At 33.6% G+C, this 20,603-nt stretch carries 14 protein-coding genes, 4 tRNA genes and 3 rRNA genes; 13 read left to right on the forward strand and 8 right to left on the reverse strand.

Annotated elements, in window-relative coordinates:
• Positions 1–6: 6 nt before the first annotated feature.
• Positions 7–98 (forward strand) — tRNA-Ser (locus CONE_RS00850).
• 86 nt (positions 99–184) lie between these two features.
• A tRNA-Arg gene (locus CONE_RS00855) sits at positions 185–261 on the forward strand.
• Positions 262–343: 82 nt separating this feature from the next.
• Here CONE_RS00855 and CONE_RS00860 read toward each other — a convergent pair.
• The 3 genes from CONE_RS00860 to earP all read right to left on the reverse strand — a co-directional run bounded on the left by CONE_RS00860 (position 344) and on the right by earP (position 2,588).
• Positions 344–808, reverse strand: coding sequence for a DUF1178 family protein (locus CONE_RS00860; RefSeq protein ID WP_015396873.1), 465 nt, complete (start codon positions 806–808; stop codon positions 344–346).
• A gap of 14 nt (positions 809–822) precedes the next feature.
• Complete coding sequence (efp, locus tag CONE_RS00865) at positions 823–1,380, reverse strand: elongation factor P (protein WP_015396874.1); 558 nt, start codon at positions 1,378–1,380, stop codon at positions 823–825.
• Between the two features lie 95 nt (positions 1,381–1,475).
• Positions 1,476–2,588: an elongation factor P maturation arginine rhamnosyltransferase EarP gene (earP, locus tag CONE_RS00870; protein ID WP_015396875.1), complete on the reverse strand. Its 1,113-nt coding sequence runs from the start codon at positions 2,586–2,588 to the stop codon at positions 1,476–1,478.
• A 379-nt stretch (positions 2,589–2,967) separates the two neighbouring features.
• Here earP and CONE_RS00875 point away from each other — a divergent pair.
• The 5 genes from CONE_RS00875 to rrf all read left to right on the forward strand — a co-directional run bounded on the left by CONE_RS00875 (position 2,968) and on the right by rrf (position 8,182).
• Positions 2,968–4,498 (forward strand): 16S ribosomal RNA (locus CONE_RS00875).
• A gap of 128 nt (positions 4,499–4,626) precedes the next feature.
• Positions 4,627–4,703: transfer RNA gene (locus tag CONE_RS00880), tRNA-Ile, on the forward strand.
• A gap of 30 nt (positions 4,704–4,733) precedes the next feature.
• Positions 4,734–4,809, forward strand: a tRNA-Ala gene (locus CONE_RS00885).
• 224 nt (positions 4,810–5,033) lie between these two features.
• A 23S ribosomal RNA gene (locus tag CONE_RS00890) occupies positions 5,034–7,919 on the forward strand.
• A 149-nt stretch (positions 7,920–8,068) separates the two neighbouring features.
• Positions 8,069–8,182: ribosomal RNA gene (gene rrf, locus CONE_RS00895) — 5S ribosomal RNA — on the forward strand.
• The 16S, 23S and 5S rRNA genes sit together here with 2 tRNA genes alongside, the layout of an rRNA operon.
• A 54-nt stretch (positions 8,183–8,236) precedes the next feature.
• Here rrf and holA read toward each other — a convergent pair.
• From holA to rpmB, 4 genes are all read right to left on the reverse strand, one after another.
• Positions 8,237–9,271, reverse strand: a complete 1,035-nt coding sequence (gene holA, locus CONE_RS00900; protein WP_015396876.1) for a DNA polymerase III subunit delta — start codon at positions 9,269–9,271, stop codon at positions 8,237–8,239.
• Positions 9,272–9,348: 77 nt separating this feature from the next.
• On the reverse strand, positions 9,349–12,024 hold the full coding sequence (gene leuS, locus CONE_RS00905) for a leucine--tRNA ligase (protein WP_015396877.1): 2,676 nt from the start codon (positions 12,022–12,024) through the stop codon (positions 9,349–9,351).
• A 210-nt stretch (positions 12,025–12,234) separates the two neighbouring features.
• Positions 12,235–12,402, reverse strand: coding sequence for a 50S ribosomal protein L33 (rpmG, locus tag CONE_RS00910; RefSeq protein WP_015389980.1), 168 nt, complete (start codon positions 12,400–12,402; stop codon positions 12,235–12,237).
• A 37-nt stretch (positions 12,403–12,439) separates the two neighbouring features.
• Positions 12,440–12,655, reverse strand: a complete 216-nt coding sequence (rpmB, locus tag CONE_RS00915) for a 50S ribosomal protein L28 (RefSeq protein ID WP_015396878.1) — start codon at positions 12,653–12,655, stop codon at positions 12,440–12,442.
• A 442-nt stretch (positions 12,656–13,097) separates the two neighbouring features.
• Between rpmB and CONE_RS00920 the strand changes: the two genes are divergently transcribed.
• The 5 genes from CONE_RS00920 (at position 13,098) to CONE_RS00940 (ending at position 18,069) form a co-directional block, all read left to right on the forward strand.
• Complete coding sequence (locus CONE_RS00920; RefSeq protein WP_015396879.1) at positions 13,098–13,823, forward strand: pyridoxine 5'-phosphate synthase; 726 nt, start codon at positions 13,098–13,100, stop codon at positions 13,821–13,823.
• A gap of 15 nt (positions 13,824–13,838) precedes the next feature.
• On the forward strand, positions 13,839–14,282 hold the full coding sequence (gene acpS / locus CONE_RS00925; RefSeq protein ID WP_015396880.1) for a holo-ACP synthase: 444 nt from the start codon (positions 13,839–13,841) through the stop codon (positions 14,280–14,282).
• 16 nt (positions 14,283–14,298) lie between these two features.
• Positions 14,299–16,119: an excinuclease ABC subunit UvrC gene (gene uvrC, locus CONE_RS00930; protein ID WP_015396881.1), complete on the forward strand. Its 1,821-nt coding sequence runs from the start codon at positions 14,299–14,301 to the stop codon at positions 16,117–16,119.
• Positions 16,120–16,146: 27 nt separating this feature from the next.
• Positions 16,147–16,716, forward strand: coding sequence for a CDP-diacylglycerol--glycerol-3-phosphate 3-phosphatidyltransferase (gene pgsA, locus CONE_RS00935; protein WP_015396882.1), 570 nt, complete (start codon positions 16,147–16,149; stop codon positions 16,714–16,716).
• A 108-nt stretch (positions 16,717–16,824) separates the two neighbouring features.
• A complete protein-coding gene (locus CONE_RS00940; RefSeq protein WP_015396883.1) occupies positions 16,825–18,069 on the forward strand; it encodes an MFS transporter in 1,245 nt (414 codons plus the stop codon).
• Between the two features lie 11 nt (positions 18,070–18,080).
• Here the strand turns inward: CONE_RS00940 and queF are convergent, their stop codons facing one another.
• Positions 18,081–18,899, reverse strand: a complete 819-nt coding sequence (queF, locus tag CONE_RS00945; protein ID WP_015396884.1) for an NADPH-dependent 7-cyano-7-deazaguanine reductase QueF — start codon at positions 18,897–18,899, stop codon at positions 18,081–18,083.
• Between the two features lie 589 nt (positions 18,900–19,488).
• Between queF and CONE_RS00950 the strand changes: the two genes are divergently transcribed.
• Positions 19,489–20,559, forward strand: coding sequence for a lytic murein transglycosylase (locus tag CONE_RS00950; protein WP_015396885.1), 1,071 nt, complete (start codon positions 19,489–19,491; stop codon positions 20,557–20,559).
• Positions 20,560–20,603 lie beyond the last annotated feature (44 nt).

Raw genomic sequence — 20,603 nt, forward strand, 5'->3', positions numbered from 1 at the left:
GTAAGTGGAGGCATGCCCGAGTGGCTGAAGGGGCTCCCCTGCTAAGGGAGTGTGTGGCTAAAACTGCACCGTGAGTTCGAATCTCACTGCCTCCGCCATTTTTTATTATAAAAAATATAGTATTATTGCAGATTTCTTAAAAACAATATAGAATTAGCATGTGTTGGATTTCAAATTGTTAATTGCGCCCGTAGCTCAGTTGGATAGAGTACTTGGCTACGAACCAAGGGGTCGTGGGTTCAAATCCTGCCGGGCGCACCATTTTTTTATAAATAAAATATAGCTACTAGTAATTAAAAATTATAAACTGCACTTATACTTATTATTAGTAATTTTCAATCATTTAATGCATCGATGACGGATCTTTTAAGGATTTTGGAATGCTTAAAATCTCTATTCCATCTTCTTGTAAAGATTTTTGTTCTTCACTTGTAACAATTCCTTTTATAGATCGTTTTTTTTCTTCGCCATAATGAATTTTTCTAGCTATTTCTGCGAAATTAGATCCTACATTCTCTGCTTTCTTCAGAATTTTAATCATTTCTTTTATTAAATTTGATTGTATATCGACGATATTAACCTTATCTGACGAATTATCTATTTTTGCTTTATTTGATATTTCTAACCTTGAGCTTTTAGTAACATAAGGCGCTGAAATCAGCTTGGTAATCTCATTGGAAGAACAGAATGGGCATTCTATAATTTTTTTAGAATTTTGAAGCTCAAATTCATCATGTGATGAAAACCATCCTTCGAAGAAATGTCCGTAATTGCATTTTAAATCAAAAACTTTAACTGTCATATTCATTCATTTTTATATATTTAGTTCACTAAACGTTTATACTCATTAGTTCTTGTATCAATTTCTATATTATCATCTATTTTACAAAACAACGGTACGTTGATTTCATGACCTGTACTTATCTGAGCTGGTTTTGTCACTTTCCCTGAAGTATCTCCTCTAACAGCAGGCTCAGTATAAGTAATTTTTCTTATTATTGTGTTAGGTAGTTCTATAGATATAGCTTTTCCATCGTAAAACACAACTTCTGCTTGCATGCCATCTTGCAAGTATTTAAGAGAATCTCCCATACTTTCTTTTTCTATATCATGCTGATTAAAATCTTCATCCATAAAAACATACATTGGATCATTAAAATATGAGTAAGTACATTCTTTGCGATCAAGTTGTATCAGAGCAAATTTTTCATCAGCTTTATATACAGACTCACTTACTGATCCTATCAATAGATTTTTGAATTTCATTCTAACAACAGCAGAATTCCTTCCTGATTTGTTATATTCTGTTTTTTGTACTACTAATGGTTCACCTGCAACCATAACAACATTACCGACTCTTAACTCTTGAGCTGTTTTCATTTATATTGAACCTCCAAAATTTTCCATATCTTTTAAATAACTTTTATATATTTTTCTAGAGAACTATATAAAAGAATAAGTGTAATAATAAATATCTAGTTAACACTTGGAGATAATTCCATGTACCGCCTATTTACACAGAATTCTACTATATTTCCACCAAGTGATTTATTGGATATTTGTTTTTCGGCTATTATTTTAGAATAATATTTCCATAAATTCCAATTTTTATAAGACATTGCTATTTCAAAAGTATTTATTAAACTCTCTTCTCCAAAATTATTCCAAGAATACATTAATTGTTTTATTGTATCAGGAAAGTTATTCAAGTTTAACCATGATTTAAGTTTGTATATATGAGCGTTATTTTTTTGTTCATATATATTCCATACTAATGGATTTCCTGATAAAACAGCTCTTACAAAAGAGTCTTCTCCTCTTACAAAATTTATATCCATACAGCAAATCAGTTTATCAAAGTTATCCTGATTTATAAATGGAATTGAAACCAACTTTAAGTTATTAGTATTGTCGATATTCATAAACATAGAAGCATCATTTGTTATCAATACTATTTTTTTATTAAGATGTTTCATACTTTCTATAAGTTCTTTGACAGGAGCTTTAGGGTAACAAAATAACAAGCAAAAAAGAAACTCTGATCTTTTATAATTTATGCCAAATTTTTGTAAGAAATTTTCTTGCATAGAAGTAGAATTTTTTAAAAGATATCTATTTTTTAAAAAACTATTTTCAATAATCAATCCACCTGTTTTATTCGTAAATCCCGGGAAAAAGAAAGTTTTATTTAGGCCATTAGACAAATTTGATGAAAGTAGATGACAATCTTCTACCCATTGTTCAGCACTAAGGTAGTCTATATTTAGCCAAATAAATTTTTTTGTATCTCTTATCATAATTTTTTTAAAGATTTCTGGGATATCACAAGAGAATGTTTCTATGATAATCCCTCTAGGAAGGATCAACTGCTTTGAAATAACGTCCCATTTTATTATATGAATACCAGAAAGTACTTGGCTATCTGCATTAACATCTATTTTTTCTTGTATAAAAGAAAAAACATTAAGATTATCTACTATTAATCTAATGCTCCATTTGTAGTCATAAGATAAATTTTTCGCTAATCTCCAGCAGAAACCTATATCTCCATAATTATCTATAATTTTGCAAAAAATATCAGCTTTCATGTTAATATAATCCAAACTAGTATACTAATCTTTGTAAGATGACATATTGGATGTATTAATTAAAGGATTATGTTGTTTTTGCATTTTAGTTAATTAAAAAATATGTTGACATTTTTCTCGTTAAGAGCGAGAATTCTTCTTCTGCAACTGATGAAGAATCAATTGTCAGAACTAAGCTCTTTAACAATAAACAATCGATAATTGTGGGTACTTGATACTAGTTTTAGTATGTAATATTTTACATTTAGCTAATTAGATAAAAGTATCCAATAATGTACATGGTTTTAGAGGAATACTCTAAGACCCCGTTCATTTTTTGGGTAGCGACGTATTCTAAGTCTAAATCAGACTTAAATTACGTATAAAAAATACAGAGATTAAACTGAAGAGTTTGATCCTGGCTCAGATTGAACGCTAGCGGAATGCTTTACACATGCAAGTCGAACGGCAACACGGACTTCGGTCTGGTGGCGAGTGGCGGACGGGTGAGTAATATATCGGAACGTGCCCAGTAGTGGGGGATAACTACGCGAAAGCGTAGCTAATACCGCATATTCCCTAAGGGGGAAAGTGGGGGATCTTCGGACCTCACGCTATTGGATCGGCCGATATCGGATTAGCTAGTTGGTGAGGTAATGGCTCACCAAGGCAACGATCCGTAGCTGGTCTGAGAGGACGACCAGCCACACTGGGACTGAGACACGGCCCAGACTCCTACGGGAGGCAGCAGTGGGGAATTTTGGACAATGGGGGAAACCCTGATCCAGCCATTCCGCGTGTGCGATGAAGGCCTTAGGGTTGTAAAGCACTTTTGGCAGGGAAGAAACAGTGCTGGATAATACACAGCATGAATGACGGTACCTGCAGAATAAGCACCGGCTAACTACGTGCCAGCAGCCGCGGTAATACGTAGGGTGCGAGCGTTAATCGGAATTACTGGGCGTAAAGAGTGCGCAGGCGGTTCGGAAAGAAGGATGTGAAATCCCAGGGCTTAACCTTGGAACTGCATTTTTAACTACCGAACTAGAGTGTGTCAGAGGGAGGTGGAATTCCGCATGTAGCAGTGAAATGCGTAGATATGCGGAGGAACACCGATGGCGAAGGCAGCCTCCTGGGATAACACTGACGCTCATGCACGAAAGCGTGGGGAGCAAACAGGATTAGATACCCTGGTAGTCCACGCCCTAAACGATGTCAACTAGCTGTTGGGACCTTCGGGTCTTAGTGGCGCAGCTAACGCGTGAAGTTGACCGCCTGGGGAGTACGGTCGCAAGATTAAAACTCAAAGGAATTGACGGGGACCCGCACAAGCGGTGGATGATGTGGATTAATTCGATGCAACGCGAAAAACCTTACCTACCCTTGACATGTCTAGAATCCTGAAGAGATTCAGGAGTGCTTGAAAAAGAACTGGAACACAGGTGCTGCATGGCTGTCGTCAGCTCGTGTCGTGAGATGTTGGGTTAAGTCCCGCAACGAGCGCAACCCTTGTCATTAGTTGCTACGAAAGGGCACTCTAATGAGACTGCCGGTGACAAACCGGAGGAAGGTGGGGATGATGTCAAGTCCTCATGGCCCTTATGGGTAGGGCTTCACACGTCATACAATGGTCGGGACAGAGGGTCGCCAACCCGCGAGGGGGAGCCAATCCCAGAAACCCGATCGTAGTCCGGATCGTAGTCTGCAACTCGACTACGTGAAGTCGGAATCGCTAGTAATCGCGGATCAGAATGCTGCGGTGAATACGTTCTCGGGTCTTGTACACACCGCCCGTCACACCATGGGAGTGGGTTTTACCAGAAGTAGTTAGCCTAACCGAAAGGAGGGCGATTACCACGGTAGGATTCATGACTGGGGTGAAGTCGTAACAAGGTAGCCGTATCGGAAGGTGCGGCTGGATCACCTCCTTTAAGAGCATTAAAACTGCGTATTAAGTATCCACAATTATCGATTGTTAAAATAGCTATAATTGTCAGTAAGCGCTGGTTATGACAGATTCCCTATTAATTGCATTGTATAATGCAATTAATATAAATATGGGTCTGTAGCTCAGCTGGTTAGAGCACCGTCTTGATAAGGCGGGGGTCGTTGGTTCAAGTCCAACTAGACCCACCATAATGTTTGAGTAAAACCTTTCGATATTTTGGGGGTGTAGCTCAGTTGGGAGAGCGCCTGCTTTGCAAGCAGGAGGTCATCGGTTCGATCCCGTTCACCTCCACCATATATAGAGTTTAAATTTTATACATAAAAGCTTATGCATAAAATTTAAGCTTTATCAAATAAGCTATTTGTTCTTTAAAAATCTAGAAGAAGCAACAACGAAAAGATGTCTATTATTAGTAATAGACATAGGGTTGTGATTGCAAAAAAGTTCCAAGTTTAATTGGAATATTCATAAACATTCAAATATAATCAATTTATCTTATATAGCCTTTAGTGTTATAGGATCAAGTTATTAAGTGCATATGGTGGATGCCTTGGCGATCACAGGCGATGAAGGACGTAGTATCTTGCGAAAAGCTGCGGGGAGCTAGAAAACAAGCTGTAATCCGCAGATGTCCGAATGGGGAAACCCACTCTGTAAAAAGAGTATCACTGACTGAATACATAGGTCAGTAGAAGCGAACCGGGTGAACTGAAACATCTCAGTAACTCGAGGAAAAGAAATCAACCGAGATTCCGAAAGTAGTGGCGAGCGAAATCGGATCAGCCTTTACGTTATAGCATTATTGATAGTCAAAAGAGATGGAAATCTCTGCCATAGTAGGTGATAGCCCTGTAGACGAAATCTTTGATGTGGAACTAAGCGTAAGAAAAGTAGGGCGGGACACGTGAAATCCTGTTTGAACATGGGGGGACCATCCTCCAAGGCTAAATACTCGTGATCGACCGATAGTGAACCAGTACCGTGAGGGAAAGGCGAAAAGAACCCCGGAAGGGGAGTGAAATAGATCCTGAAACCGTATGCATACAAACAGTAGGAGCGGACTTGTTCCGTGACTGCGTACCTTTTGTATAATGGGTCAGCGACTTACATTCAGTGGCAAGCTTAACTAAATAAGGGAGGCGTAGCGAAAGCGAGTCCGAATAGGGCGATATAGTCGCTGGGTGTAGACCCGAAACCAGATGATCTATCCATGGCCAGGTTGAAGGCACGGTAACACGTGCTGGAGGACCGAACCCACTAATGTTGAAAAATTAGGGGATGAGCTGTGGATAGGAGTGAAAGGCTAAACAAATCTGGAAATAGCTGGTTCTCTCCGAAAACTATTTAGGTAGTGCCTCACGTATTACTGTATGGGGTAGAGCACTGTTATAGCTAGGGGGTCATGAAGACTTACCAAACTATGGCAAACTCCGAATACGTACAAGTACAGCGTGGGAGACAGAGCACCGGGTGCTAACGTCCGGACTCGAAAGGGAAACAACCCAGACCGCCAGCTAAGGTCCCGAATTATCGCTAAGTGGGAAACGAAGTGGGAAGGCATAGACAGTCAGGAGGTTGGCTTAGAAGCAGCCATCCTTTAAAGAAAGCGTAATAGCTCACTGATCGAGTCGTCCTGCGCGGAAGATGTAACGGGGCTAAGCGATAAACCGAAGCTGCGGGTGTATATTTTAATATACGCGGTAGGAGAGCGTTCTGTAAGCCTGCGAAGGTGTCTTGTAAAGGATGCTGGAGGTATCAGAAGTGCGAATGCTGACATGAGTAGCGATAAAGGAGGTGAAAAGCCTCCTCGCCGTAAGTCCAAGGTTTCCTGCGCAACGTTCATCGGCGCAGGGTGAGTCGGCCCCTAAGGTGAGGCAGAGATGCGTAACTGATGGGAAACTGGTTAATATTCCAGTACCATTGTACAGTGCGATGGGGGGACGGATTGCGAAAAATCATCAGGGTGTTGGATATCCCTGTTGCTACATTGTAGATGGTAATTAGGAAAATCCGGTTACATAATTCAAGGGTGTGGCACGAGCAAACATGTTTTGTGAAGTGATTGGAAGTGGTTCCAAGAAAAGCCTCTAAGCTTCAGCTGTGCAAGACCGTACCGCAAACCGACACAGGTGGACGGGATGAATATTCTTAGGCGCTTGAGAGAACTCAGGAGAAGGAACTCGGCAAATTGATACCGTAACTTCGGGAGAAGGTATGCCTCAGTATTGTGATGAACTTTGCGTTCAAAGCATGAAGAGGTCGCAGATAATCGGTGGCTGCGACTGTTTATTAAAAACATAGCACTCTGCAAAGACGAAAGTCGACGTATAGGGTGTGACGCCTGCCCGGTGCCGGAAGGTTAATTGATGGGGTGCAAGCTCTTGATCGAAGCCCCGGTAAACGGCGGCCGTAACTATAACGGTCCTAAGGTAGCGAAATTCCTTGTCGGGTAAGTTCCGACCTGCACGAATGGCGTAACGATGGCCACACTGTCTCCTCCTGAGACTCAGCGAAGTTGAAATGTTTGTGATGATGCAATCTACCCGCGGCTAGACGGAAAGACCCCATGAACCTTTACTGTAGCTTTGCATTGAATTGTGAATAATCTTGTGTAGGATAGGTGGGAGGCTTTGAAGCATGACCGTTAGGTTATGTGGAGCCATCCTTGAAATACCACCCTGGATTGTTTGCGATTCTAACCTTGATCCGTTATCCGGATTTGGAACAGTGCATGGTGGGCAGTTTGACTGGGGCGGTCTCCTCCTAAAGAGTAACGGAGGAGTTCTAAGGTACGCTAGGCACGGTCGGAAATCGTGCTGTTAGTGCAATGGCATAAGCGTGCTTAACTGTGAGACTGACACGTCGAACAGATGCGAAAGCAGGACATAGTGATCCGGTGGTTCTGAATGGAAGGGCCATCGCTCAACGGATAAAAGGTACTCTGGGGATAACAGGCTGATACCGCCCAAGAGTTCATATCGACGGCGGTGTTTGGCACCTCGATGTCGGCTCATCTCATCCTGGGGCTGTAGTAGGTCCCAAGGGTATGGCTGTTCGCCATTTAAAGAGGTACGTGAGCTGGGTTTAAAACGTCGTGAGACAGTTTGGTCCCTATCTGCCGTGGGCGTTGGATACTTGACGGAACCTGCTCCTAGTACGAGAGGACCGGAGTGGACGTACCTCTGGTGTACCGGTTGTCATGCCAATGGCATTGCCGGGTAGCTAAGTACGGAAGAGATAACCGCTGAAGGCATCTAAGCGGGAAACTCGTCTGAAGATTAGGTATCCCGGGGACTCAGATCCCCCTAAAGGGTCGTTCAAGACCAGGACGTTGATAGGTCGGGTGTGTAAGTACAGTAATGTATTCAGCTAACCGATACTAATTGCCCGTGAGGCTTGATCCTATAACTCTACAGGTTATTAAGTTTGAAATTGAACTTATTTATGGATGATTATGATAAATATTTTGCAAAAAAAGTACAACCATCATCTATTTGTTGGAATAGCTTCTTCTTAGATTATTTTGTGATAACATCACTATGTTAAGGTTTTGCCTGACGACTATAGCAAGGTGGCTCCACTCCTTCCCATCCCGAACAGGATAGTTAAACGCCTTTGCGCCGATGATAGTAGACATCTCGTCTGCGAAAGTAGGTTATTGTCAGGCTTCTAGAAAGTTGAATTCCTCTACATAATACATTATGTAGAGGAGTATCAATGTTCAATATTTCAATTTAGCAAATTCTATTGCTAATCTATGTAGTTCACTCCAAATATCATGAGTTCTTATTAATCCTTTTGAAATCAGATCTAGATCGTGAATTTTTGTCAAAATATTTTCTAATAATTTCGTTTCTTTTATTTTTATACTATATTTTATAATAGCTTCTTTATGATTTCCAAAAATATTTAATTTCTCTATGAATTGTGCTGAATGATTATTTTCGATCATCTTACCTATTATTTTTATATCTTCATACATTCCCCATATAAGTAGAGGAATTGGAAAAATATTATTTGTTTTAAAATAATGCAATATATTTGTTAATCTTAAAAAATCACCTCTCAGTATTGATATGCGAAAATCAGATAGATTATAGATAGATATGTCTTCCAGCATACTATCTTTTACTTCGATGTAACTAAGCTCTCCTTTAGGAAATAAAAGACTGAGTTTTTCTATTTCTTGAGATGCTCCTAATAAATTATTTTCTAGATTATTAGCCATCCATTCTATTGTTTTTATATCAGTAAATTGTCCTTGTTCTTTCAGTCTATTTTTAATCCATATAGGAAGATTATTTTGTTTTATGCTTGATATGTTTATAGTTGTACCTATATTCATTAAAGTTTTCATCCAACTGCTATATATAATTTTATTATTTTTCTGAGTTTGAATAATTAATATATCCTTAACAGGATTTATTTTTTTTATATACATAGCTATTTTAGTCATAGTATCAGATCCTAATTTTCCGATATTGCCATAACTAATATTTATGTTAAAAATTCTATTTTGATTAAATAAATTTAAAGTAGCTATTGAGTTAAGTAATGACAACCAATCGCTTTTTGAATCCATTACTAAACTTGCGTAGTTATGGAAATTATATTTTTGCAGATGAGCATAGATTTTATCTATAGTTTCATTTATAAGTAATTGCTCTGTGCCAGTTATTATATAAACAGGAGGAAAATCATTATTTATATTTTCAATATAATTGTTTATATTTTTATAATCTAAAATTCTTATCATTGTTTATAAATAAAAGTACATATTAGTATCAATATTGTATTTGATAATATATGTACAATTAGGGAAATTAAGCTGATTTATATTACTATATTAATTAATCTGCCAGGGACTACAATTATTCTTTTTATACCCTTATCTAGAAACTTTATAACACTTTCGTGTTTCATTGCTACTTCTTTTATATATTCTTCACTAGCATCAGAAGAAATAATGAATGATCCTTTTAATTTACCATTTATTTGTATCACAATCTTGATTGTTTCTCTTAAAATAGCATTTTGATCAATTTTCGGCCATTCTGTTTCTATGATGTCTCCCATTATCAAATGGTATCCCAGTTCTCGCCATAAATTCCATGTTATGTGAGGGACTATTGGATAGAGTATCCTCAACAGTATTCCTATAGATTCTTTTAAGACATTAGCGTAATTTTGATTATTATTGAAATTTTCTTTTAATATAAAACTTTCAATATCATTCAAAATTTTCATCGATGTTGAAACAACTGTATTATATTGCACTCTTTTATAATCATGATTAGCTTTTATAAGATTTGAATATAATTTAAATCTAAGAAGTTTTTGATTATCATTAAGTTGAAAAGAAATATCTTCTTTATTATTTTTTTTATTTTGATTTAATAATATTTCTCTATTTGAATAACATATTTTCCATAGTTTTTTTAGATAACGACTAGCTCCTTCAATTCCAGATTCTGACCATTCTAAGTTTTGTTCTGGCGGGCTAGCGAATATTATGAATAAACGTGCTGTGTCGGCACCGAATTTATCAATTATGACTTGTGGGTCAACACCATTGTTTTTAGATTTTGACATTGTGCTGATGCCATTATACTCTACAGGAGAACCGTCTTTTATTAATTTATATTCTTTAATATCTGAATTTTTATTTTGGCTTATTTCTATTTCATCAGAATTGAAATATTCTAAACCTCCTAAATTATTTCTTCTTGAATAGGTATTGTTGAGCACCATACCTTGGCAAATTAGTTTTTTTATTGGCTCATCGAGTTGTAATAACCCCATATCGCGCATTACCTTGCACCAAAATCTTGCATAAAGAAGATGTAAAACAGCATGTTCTATACCACCTATGTATTGATCTATAGGCATCCAATAATTTAATCTTTGATCTATAGCAGAATATTTATTATTTGGAGAAGTATATCTCATGAAGTACCATGAAGAATCCACAAATGTATCCATTGTATCTGTCTCACGTTGAGCATCTCCGAAACATTTTGGACACTTACATTTTATAAAAACTTCATCTTTTTTTAATGGATTTCCACTACCATCTGGAATGAGATTTTCAGGTAGCAATACTGGTAGATCTTTTTCTGATAATGGTACAGCTCCACATTTGCTGCAATTTACCATAGGTATAGGAGTTCCCCAGTATCTTTGACGAGATACACTCCAGTCACGTAATCTCCACATTGTTTTTTTCTGACCATGTTTATTTTCTATAATATAAGAAAATATTTCATTGGTAGCTGATATACAATCTAAACCATTGTATATTCCAGAATTAATCAGGTATGAATTATCTGTATCTTTATACCAATCATTCCATTGTGTTTTATCAAATATTTTTCCATTCTGTGCTATTACTTGCTTAATAGCAATGTCATATTTTTTTGCAAAATAAAAGTCTCTTTCATCATGAGCAGGTACTCCCATTATAGAACCATTGCCATAATTCATTAATACATAGTTACAGATCCAAACAGATATATCTTCTTTTGTTATTGGATGCCTGACTACCAATCCTGTATCCATGCCCAACTTTTCTTTTGTTGCCAATTCTGATTCTTTTGTTCCGCCAGTTTTACATTGATCTATGAATTCTTTTATCTCAATATTTCTCTCGGAAACAAGTTTTGCTAGTGGATGCTCATAAGATATAGCGCAAAACGTTACACCCATTAAAGTATCTGGTCTTGTTGTAAATACTTGTAATTTGCCATTTTGAAAAATATTACCATCTATATCTAATATTTGATGCTCAAATGCGAAATCTAATCCTTCTGATTTTCCCATCCATTTTTTTTGCATCAATCTAACTTGTTCAGGCCACTCTTCGAGTTTGTTATTAAGGTCTTCTAGTAATTCTTCAGAATAATTAGTTATTCTTAAATAGTAACCTGGAATTTCTCTTTTCTCTACTATCGCGCCAGATCTCCAACCACATCCATTAATTACTTGTTCATTGGCTAATACTGTTTTGTCTACGGGATCCCAATTAACTATTTGGGTATCTCTATATACAATTCCATATTCTAACATCTTCAAAAATAACCATTGATTCCACATATAATAACTTGGATCGCAAGCACATATTTCCCTAGACCAGTCGATTGCTAGACCCATAGCTAACATCTGTTTTTTCATATAAGAAATATTTTTATATGTCCATTCAGATGGCGATATTTTGGACTTTATCGCTGCATTTTCTGCTGGCATACCGAAAGCATCCCATCCCATTGGCATTAATACATTAAAACCTTGCATTCGCAAATGTCTAGTCATCATGTCGTTGATTGTGTAATTACGAACATGACCCATATGCAATTTACCGCTTGGATAAGGAAGCATTGAACAAGCAAAAAACTTAGTCTTCAAGCTTCCATCAGCATTTTTTGCATATTCTTCTACTTTATATATTTTAGTAGATTCCCAATGTGTTTGAGCTGTTTTTTCTATTAAATTATGATCGTAGTATTCTTTCATTGTGAATTATATATAATATGCAATAATGCTTTACTTTATAATAGCGCTGGATATTATTGATAGTTTTGTTGATTTAAAGAGGAAAAAATTAAGATCCTATTTTATAGTATTCACTCTTAACGACAACCGTGATAGCTAGTTCTAAAAAATATAAGCGATCATGGTTTGAATTAAGATAGGACTATGTATTAATAATCTATATAGTCAGATTTATTTAAGTTTTATTTCTTTATATCCAACATGCTTTCTTACAACTGGATCAAATTTTTTCAGTAAAATTTTCTCTGGGTTATTCTTTTTATTTTTGGTAGTTGTATAAAAATGACCAGTACCAGCTGTTGATTCTAATTTAATTTTTTCCCTAGATCCTTTTGCCATTTTTGTTTCCCTGTTTTCATTAATATTTTGGTTTTTATTAGGAGTTAATTAAAACTGATTTAATTCCATTTTTGTCTATTGTTCTAATTGCTTTAGCAGATACTTTTAGTCGTATCCATCTGTTTTCTTCCTCTATCCAAAATCTTCTTGATTGCAAGTTAGGTAGGAAACGTCTTTTTGTTTTATTGTTTGCATGAGAGACATTGTTGCCTACCATAGGGGCTTTACCTGTTATTTGACATATGCGGGCCATAAAAAACACCTTATTTAGGTAACCTTAATAATAAATAATAAAAATTCTGCAGCTATTTATTAGCGCAGATATTTAAGTCTTTCCTATAGTAGTAACTATATTACTATATAAAAAATATTAGAACCATTGATTATACTTATTTATATGAATATTGTACAGATACATAAGCAATATAAACGATTTACAGCGTTAATTGTAACATAATCACATGTTTCTTATTATCGACTATTTAACATATTATTAAACAGTAAAATATACACTCATATGTTACATTATGCATTGGTATCAGCTAATTTATAATTCGCATGTCATAAGTTTCTTATGTATCTATAACTATCTACATCAATTATAATATACTGATTCGTTTTATTGAAATTATATATTTTATATTGTAATTTAGTTTTAAGTAACTCGTAAATGCTTTTAGTTATGGAGATAGGTAATGATTAAATTAGGTGTTAACATTGATCATGTTGCTACAATAAGGCAACAAAGATATACGAATTATCCTGATCCTCTAGTAGCAGCAATGAAGGCTGAAGATGCTGGTGCAGACCTAATCACATTGCATCTTAGAGAAGATAGAAGGCATATACAAGATAGTGATGTCTTCGCTATACGCAAGATTCTAAAAACTAAAATGAACCTGGAGTGTTCTTTATCAAGAGAAATTATTGATATAGCCTGTAGTGTAAAACCAAATGATGTATGTCTTGTACCGGAAAATCGTTCTGAGTTAACTACAGAAGGCGGGTTAGATGTTATTAAATACAAGTCTAATATTAAAGGTATAGTTGATTTATTAAATAGCAATGGAATAAATGTTTCTATATTTATAGATCCAGATATAAAACAGATAGACGCTGCAGCAAAAATTGGAGTCAATATTGTAGAGATACATACAGGAAAATATTCTGATGCTACACAAAAACAAACTAAGGATGAGCTATTCAGAATTACTGAAGCGGTGAGCTTTGCAAAAAAGCAAGGATTAAAAGTTAATGCAGGTCATGGTTTGAGTTATGATAATGTTGCTAACATAGCTGCTATTGATGGGATCGAAGAATTAAATATTGGACATTCTATAATTAGTAGAGCTTTGTTTGACGGTATTTATAATGCTGTTGTTACAATGAAAAATATTATATTAAATGCTAGAAATAAATAGGATTTTCTATTAAAAATGTTCAATAATTATCTTGAAATTTCCAAAAATATCAGAGATGTATTTGGTATTGCTGGAGTTGGTATAGACTTATTGTCTGTTGATCGAGTAAGAAAATTATATCAAAAATATGAAAAACATTTTCTAGCAAAAATGCTTGGTAAAGAAGAATTGCAAATTTTTCAAAAAAGGCTAGATGCTAACTACGATCGTGGCATTAGATTTTTGGCTACAAGGATAGCTTCTAAAGAAGCTTTTTCTAAAGCTATTTATACTGGTATAAGATTTCCTGTTACTTGGAAAAATATCCAAATCATTAATTCTAGCGAGGGCAGTCCTAGAATTTTGTTATCTTATCAACTGAATGATTGGTATAGATCTATTTACAAAGATGCCTATATTTCAATTAGTGATGATATTAACTTAGCTTTAGCTATTGTTATAATAAAGAGAAAATGTTAGAAATATTCTACAAATTATGCTAAATAATTCTAATTTAAGAGTTTTTTTGTCTAATCTTCCTGATTTGCCTGGAATATATAAATATATAGACAGTTCTGGTAATGTTATATATATTGGGAAGGCAAAAAATTTAAAAAAAAGGGTATCTTCATACTTTATAAAGAATTCCAATAGCCCTAGAATTAGCGTTATGGTTTCTAAGATAGCTAGTGTTGAGTTTACAATCACAAATTCTGAGGTTGATGCTCTAATTTTAGAAAATAATCTAATAAAATCTATACAACCTCGATATAATATACTGTTTCGTGATGATAAATCTTACCCTTATCTGAAGATCTCATCTCATGAGTGGCCCAGGTTAATTTTTTGCCGAGTGTATAAAGAAAAAATTGATGGTCAGTATTTCGGTCCTTTTCCAGATTCATGGGCAGCACGTGAAACTATTAGAATCTTACAAAATATTTTTCATATAAGAAATTGTAATGATTTTATGTTTTCTAATCGTTCTCGACCTTGTTTGTTAGGTCAGATAGGAAGATGTTCCGCTCCTTGTGTTGGATTGATAAGTAAAAATAATTACCTTAAAGATGTAGATGATGCGATTTTATTTTTGAAAGGTAAATCTAATTCTTTAATAAAAAAAATAAAAGAAAAAATGAATCAGGCTTCATTAGATTTAAATTTTGAGCAGGCTTCTGTATTTCGTGATCAAGTAGTAGCTTTATCAAAGATATTAAATAAGCAAACAATGGAAAGTGTTGATACTGAGGATACGGATATTATATCTATAGTTTCTGAGGGAAATAAATATTGTGTCAATATATCTATGGTTAGATATGGAAAACATTTAGGTGATAGATCTTTTTTTTCTGAAAATGAATATTTGATTAATGCTGAGACTGTTCTAGATGCTTTTGCTTCACAGTTTTATTTAAATAATCAATTGCCCAATGTTTTGATTTGTTCTCATAATTTTGCAGATCGAAACACTATTAAAATTATTAAAAAATCTTGCAAAGAAAGAAAAAAAATAAAAATAATAGTAAGTCCTATTAAAGGAATAAGATATTCATGGTTAAAACAAGCTACTGACAATGCTATGTTGGCATTACAAAAAAAATTCGATAATATTAATTTATATATTAATCGTATAAATAAATTAACTGATATATTAAAAATTAAACTGGATAGTGTATCTTCTTTAAGAATAGAGTGTTTTGATATAAGTCACCTTCAAGGTGAAGCCACCAGAGCATCTTGTGTCGTGTTTGAGAATTGCGGAATGAATTCTGCTTTGTATCGTCGTTTCATTATAGATAAAATAAAACCTGGAGATGATTGTGCTGCTATAGAACAGGTTTTGTACAAAAGGTTTTCACAAAAAAATATAAAAATACCTCAAATAGTTCTAATTGATGGAGGAAGAGGACAAATAGAGGCCTCAAAAAAGGTATTTAATCACTTAAAATTAGATATTAGTGTATTGATTGGAATTTCCAAGGGGGAAAATCGTAAAACCGGTTTGGAGACCCTTGTTTTTGCAGATGGTAGAGATGATTTAATACTTGGATTAGAGTCTGAGGCTTTGATGTTACTCGCACACGTAAGAGATGAGGCTCATAGATTTGCTATAAATGGAATGAGAAATGTTTCAGCCAAATCTAGAGCTTATTCTAAAGTTATGGATATAAAAGGAGTTGGTAAAAAACGTTGTGCTATTTTATTAAAACATTTTGGTAGCCTGTCTGGTATTGCTTCAGCTACAATAGAAGATATTAGCTCTATAAATGGTATTTCTAGTTCTTTAGCATGTACTATATATGAATCTCTACATTAAATTCTAAGTCGAATACTGGTCGTGGTTATGTCTATAAATATTCCAATCATTTTAACTTTTATCCGTGTTGCAATAGCTCCTTTAATATTATTAGTATTTTACATTCCTGATAAATATATTTGTATTACATCTATTAATAATCTTGCTGCTTTTCTTTTTATTACAGCTGCTCTTACAGATTGGCTTGATGGTTGGTTAGCACGTAGCTTGAATCAGAGCACATTATTCGGTTCTTTCCTAGATCCTGTAGCTGATAAACTTATAGTATGCTCTTCTTTAATAGTTTTATTGGCTCTTGGCAGGGTTAGTACATTTGTAACTTTAATAATAATAACTCGAGAGATATTTATATCAGCTTTGCGTGAATGGATGGCAAGAATTGGTGCAGAAGATGTTGTTTCTGTCAATAAAATAGGAAAGTTAAAAACAGTGTTTCAAATGATAGCAATACCTTGTTTATTTTATGAAAAGTCAATTTTATGTATTTCTTTTTTAAAAATCGGCTCTTTATTAATTTCAGCAGCATCTATATTGACTTTATTGTCTATGTTTTATTATATAAAATGCTCATGGCCTGCACTAAAAAGTAAATTTTGACCTAACGACATTGCTAATTAATTTTTGTGATGTTCTAACACAACCTGTATTTTTGTTATAGAATATGACAGAAGTACGCTATAATTTTTATTAATTCGGTTTTTATATATGAATTCTTCTCCACAAAATAGCCAGTTATACAATAAAGATATCCGTTCTCGTGATTGGAAAATTATTCTTCTAATATCTTCTATACATGCTTTGTCTCATTTCTTCCAGTTAGTTTTGCCATCGTTGTATATAGCGCTTGGGTTAGAGTTCTCTTTGGATTTTGCTAAACTTGGTTTTTTGGCATCAGTTTTTTACGTAATATCTGGTGTTGGTCAGGTTGTATCTGGGGTAGCAGTAGACAAATATGGACCATTTAGAGTTTTATTATTTGGTATGATAGCTTTTTTTATTTCTAGTCTGACGATATCATATTCTTTTGGATATTTCTCATTATTGTGTTCTGCTGTATTGGGAGGAATTGGTAATTCCGTATTTCATCCAGCCGGTTATTTAATAATTAATAAATTGATAAGCAATGATAGGCTTGGTTATGCATTTAGTTTTCATGGTTTGTCAGGTAGTATTGGATGGGCATGTGCCCCTATTTTTATTACTACGGTTATATTTATAACTAATTGGCGTGTAGCTGCGTTCAGCGTTGCATTGTTATTTTTAATATCATTATTATTTCTTATCAGATCTAAGGATTATTTATATATTGATACCAAGTCTTGCAAAAATAACGATGAAAATAAAGATTTAATAAATAAAGACTATATAGGATCGATAGTAAAGATGTTCTCCCATTTTGCTATGTGGGGAGCTTTTATATTTTTCATTGCTACATCATTTGCTACATCTTCAATACAGCAATATACGATACCTATCTTAGTTAGATTGTATGGTTTAAGTGAGATATTTGCAGGATCTATGTTATCGACATATATGGTATCTTCAGCAATAGGAATATTTGTAGGTGGATTATTGATATCTGCTATGAGATTTAAAGAAGGTAACATTTTAATCTCACTCGTTGTTTCGGGAATTACATTATTCATCATATCTATTGGTTTGGTATCTGAAAACTATATAACTTTAGCTTTTATTGTAGCTGGTTTTTGTTTTGGTATAGCTATTCCTTCTAGAGATATGCTAGTTAGAAAAATAGCATCTAAACATTCTACTAGTTTAATATATGGTGTCGTTTATTCTGGAATGGATATTGGCTCTGCTTGTGGCCCAATAATATTTGGATTTATGATGGATGCAGGATTTTACAGATTACCATGGATGATTGCAGGATTGATGTTATTAGTTTCTGTATACATAGCAGAATGGTTAAATAAGAGGTCAAAGAAATAATTAGGTATCCTTTATTGCCTTTCTGTTCTGCAATTATCTGGTGGTGGCAGTTCTTTACTACTGCTTACCCTCCAAGGATTTATGTCTATACCACCCCGTCTAGTGAAATTTCCATAGATATTTAAATAAATTGGCTGGCAAGTATTTGATATATCTACAAACATCTTATCTATACAATTTTCATGAAATCCAAGATGATTTCTATAGGACACTATGTATTTTAATATAGAAGAATGATCTATTTTTATTCCTTTATATTTTATTTTGATTGTTGCCCAATCTGGTTGTCCTGTAACAGGGCATCTCGATCTAAAAAGTCTAGATATAAGTATCTCTGATACTATATTCCCATTAGTACTAGAAAGATTTAATAAATCTGGTGATGGTTCTTTATATATATCTATTACTGTGTCTATATCATCTATACATATTCCAATATTACTATAGTTTTCTATGTATAGTTTGTGAAAATTTTCAGGAGTTATTATTTTTATAAGTATAGAAGATTGTATTGCATTTGATATATCTTTATTAATAAGATCTTCAACTTCTTTAACATTTTTAAAAAAAGTATTATTGAAAGAATTTAAGTACAATTTCAGTGATTTAGATTCTATTATCTTACTGCTATTTGCTGGTATTTCAATTCTTATGATAGCAATCTGCGGTTTTCCATTATTATTTAACCAGGATAATTCATATATGTTCCATATGTCTAAGCCATAAATTGGTATTTCAGCAATATTTTGTCTTGGTATTGCAAAGAGATAGCTTGGATCATAATTAAATGAATATTTAATACTATGTCCTAAAGGATTTATATTGCTCATATTTTTTATAATTTAGTTTAATATTAAGATAAGATCAAATAGTTCAATATTAATAAAATATCATAACTCTTATTTGAATTGCAATTTCATATTTAAATTACTATTTCATGATTATTTATTGATAATTAGAATTTAAAAAAATCACCAATATATACTAATTTTATAATTTTGTTGTATGTTTTTCTTTTCTTTGTTAACAAAAATTAGAAACTATGCTCTTTATAATTATCAATAGCTTAAATTACTAGAAGTTAAGCATTTTTAAATCTTTTATCTCTAAATTTACAAATTATAAGATCTATATTTATTGAGCATTTGAGAAAATAGGTAAAAAAATATAATGTATTGGATATTTCTTAGAATCTTTTTTGATTAATAAAAAAATTCTTGCATAATATTTTAAAAAATTTTTTCTAAAATTAGAATCTTCTATCATATATAGGTTGTGAATATTTTTATGCTTAATTACTATAATGGAATTATGTTATATGATATAAGCTAAAGCTATATTTTTGCAAAAATTGCCACAGTGTTTGTTTGGTTAATAATTTTAATAAATTATTTGAGTTGCATAATTGGGTGTTATGACATGATTATTAGATGTTTATTTCATTTGTTTGTATTGGTCTTATCTAGTTTTTCTTTTTCATCTTATAGCATTGAGTGCCCAATTCCCTTTAATTTAGACTATAGAGATAATTGTTTAGATAAATTGAGGAAGAATGCTCCTGACAATAACATATCTTATGTAGATTTTGATTTTTTTACTAAAGATGTGAAACTACTATACCAAACTATAAAATTAAAAAAAATACAACCAGAAATTACATATAGTTGGGGCACTTATATCTCTAATTTGATAACTGTAAAGCGCAAAGAAGATGGTCTCTTAGTTATAAAAAAATTCAAAAATCAACTTGAAAAGTTATGCAATATTTACAATATTGATTATGAGTTATTAGTAGCAGTATTTGGAATAGAGACTAATTATGGCAAAAATTTGGGTAACATTAATGTTTTAGATGCATGGTTTACTAGAGCTTGTACTGAATCAAATCCATTATGGAAGAAAAACTTTTATGCCGCTATTATGATGTTGCGAGATGGATTAGTAGATAAAGAAAAATTTACTGGATCTTGGAGTGGTGCTTTCGGCATGACTCAATTTATTCCAACATCTTTTTACGAGCTAGCTGTTGATGGTGATGGCGATGGTATCATAGATTTATATGGATCTATAGTTGATTCATTAGCATCTACGGCTAATCATTTAAAGAAAAGGAATTTTCATTGGATGTATAACATACCTGCTGCAATTGAAGTATATCTACCAAAAGATCTTTTGGTAGATATACCTGTTGGATTAGAGTTTTTAGGTGAAAATGATAAACGTTCTTTGTATGAATGGTCTAAGTCTGGTGTAGTTAGTACATATAACAAAGATATATGTAATAAAGATATCGGTAATATAGAAGCAGTTTTATTTGCTCCAACAGGATCTACAGGTCCTATATTTTTAGTTAGTGATAATTTTAAATCTATACTGAGTTATAATAAGTCTAGAAAGTATGCATTAGCGGTTTCTTTATTATTTAATTTTTTTAAAAATCATGATGATTATTTACGTGTTTCTTGGCCTTTGGATGATATAAATAAATAATAAAGCTACTTTTCCCCTGTATATATATGCAGGATTTTTTATTT

The sequence above is a fragment of the Candidatus Kinetoplastibacterium oncopeltii TCC290E genome, from assembly GCF_000340865.1.
GTDB classification, from domain to species: Bacteria; Pseudomonadota; Gammaproteobacteria; order Burkholderiales; family Burkholderiaceae_B; genus Kinetoplastidibacterium; species Kinetoplastidibacterium stringomonadis.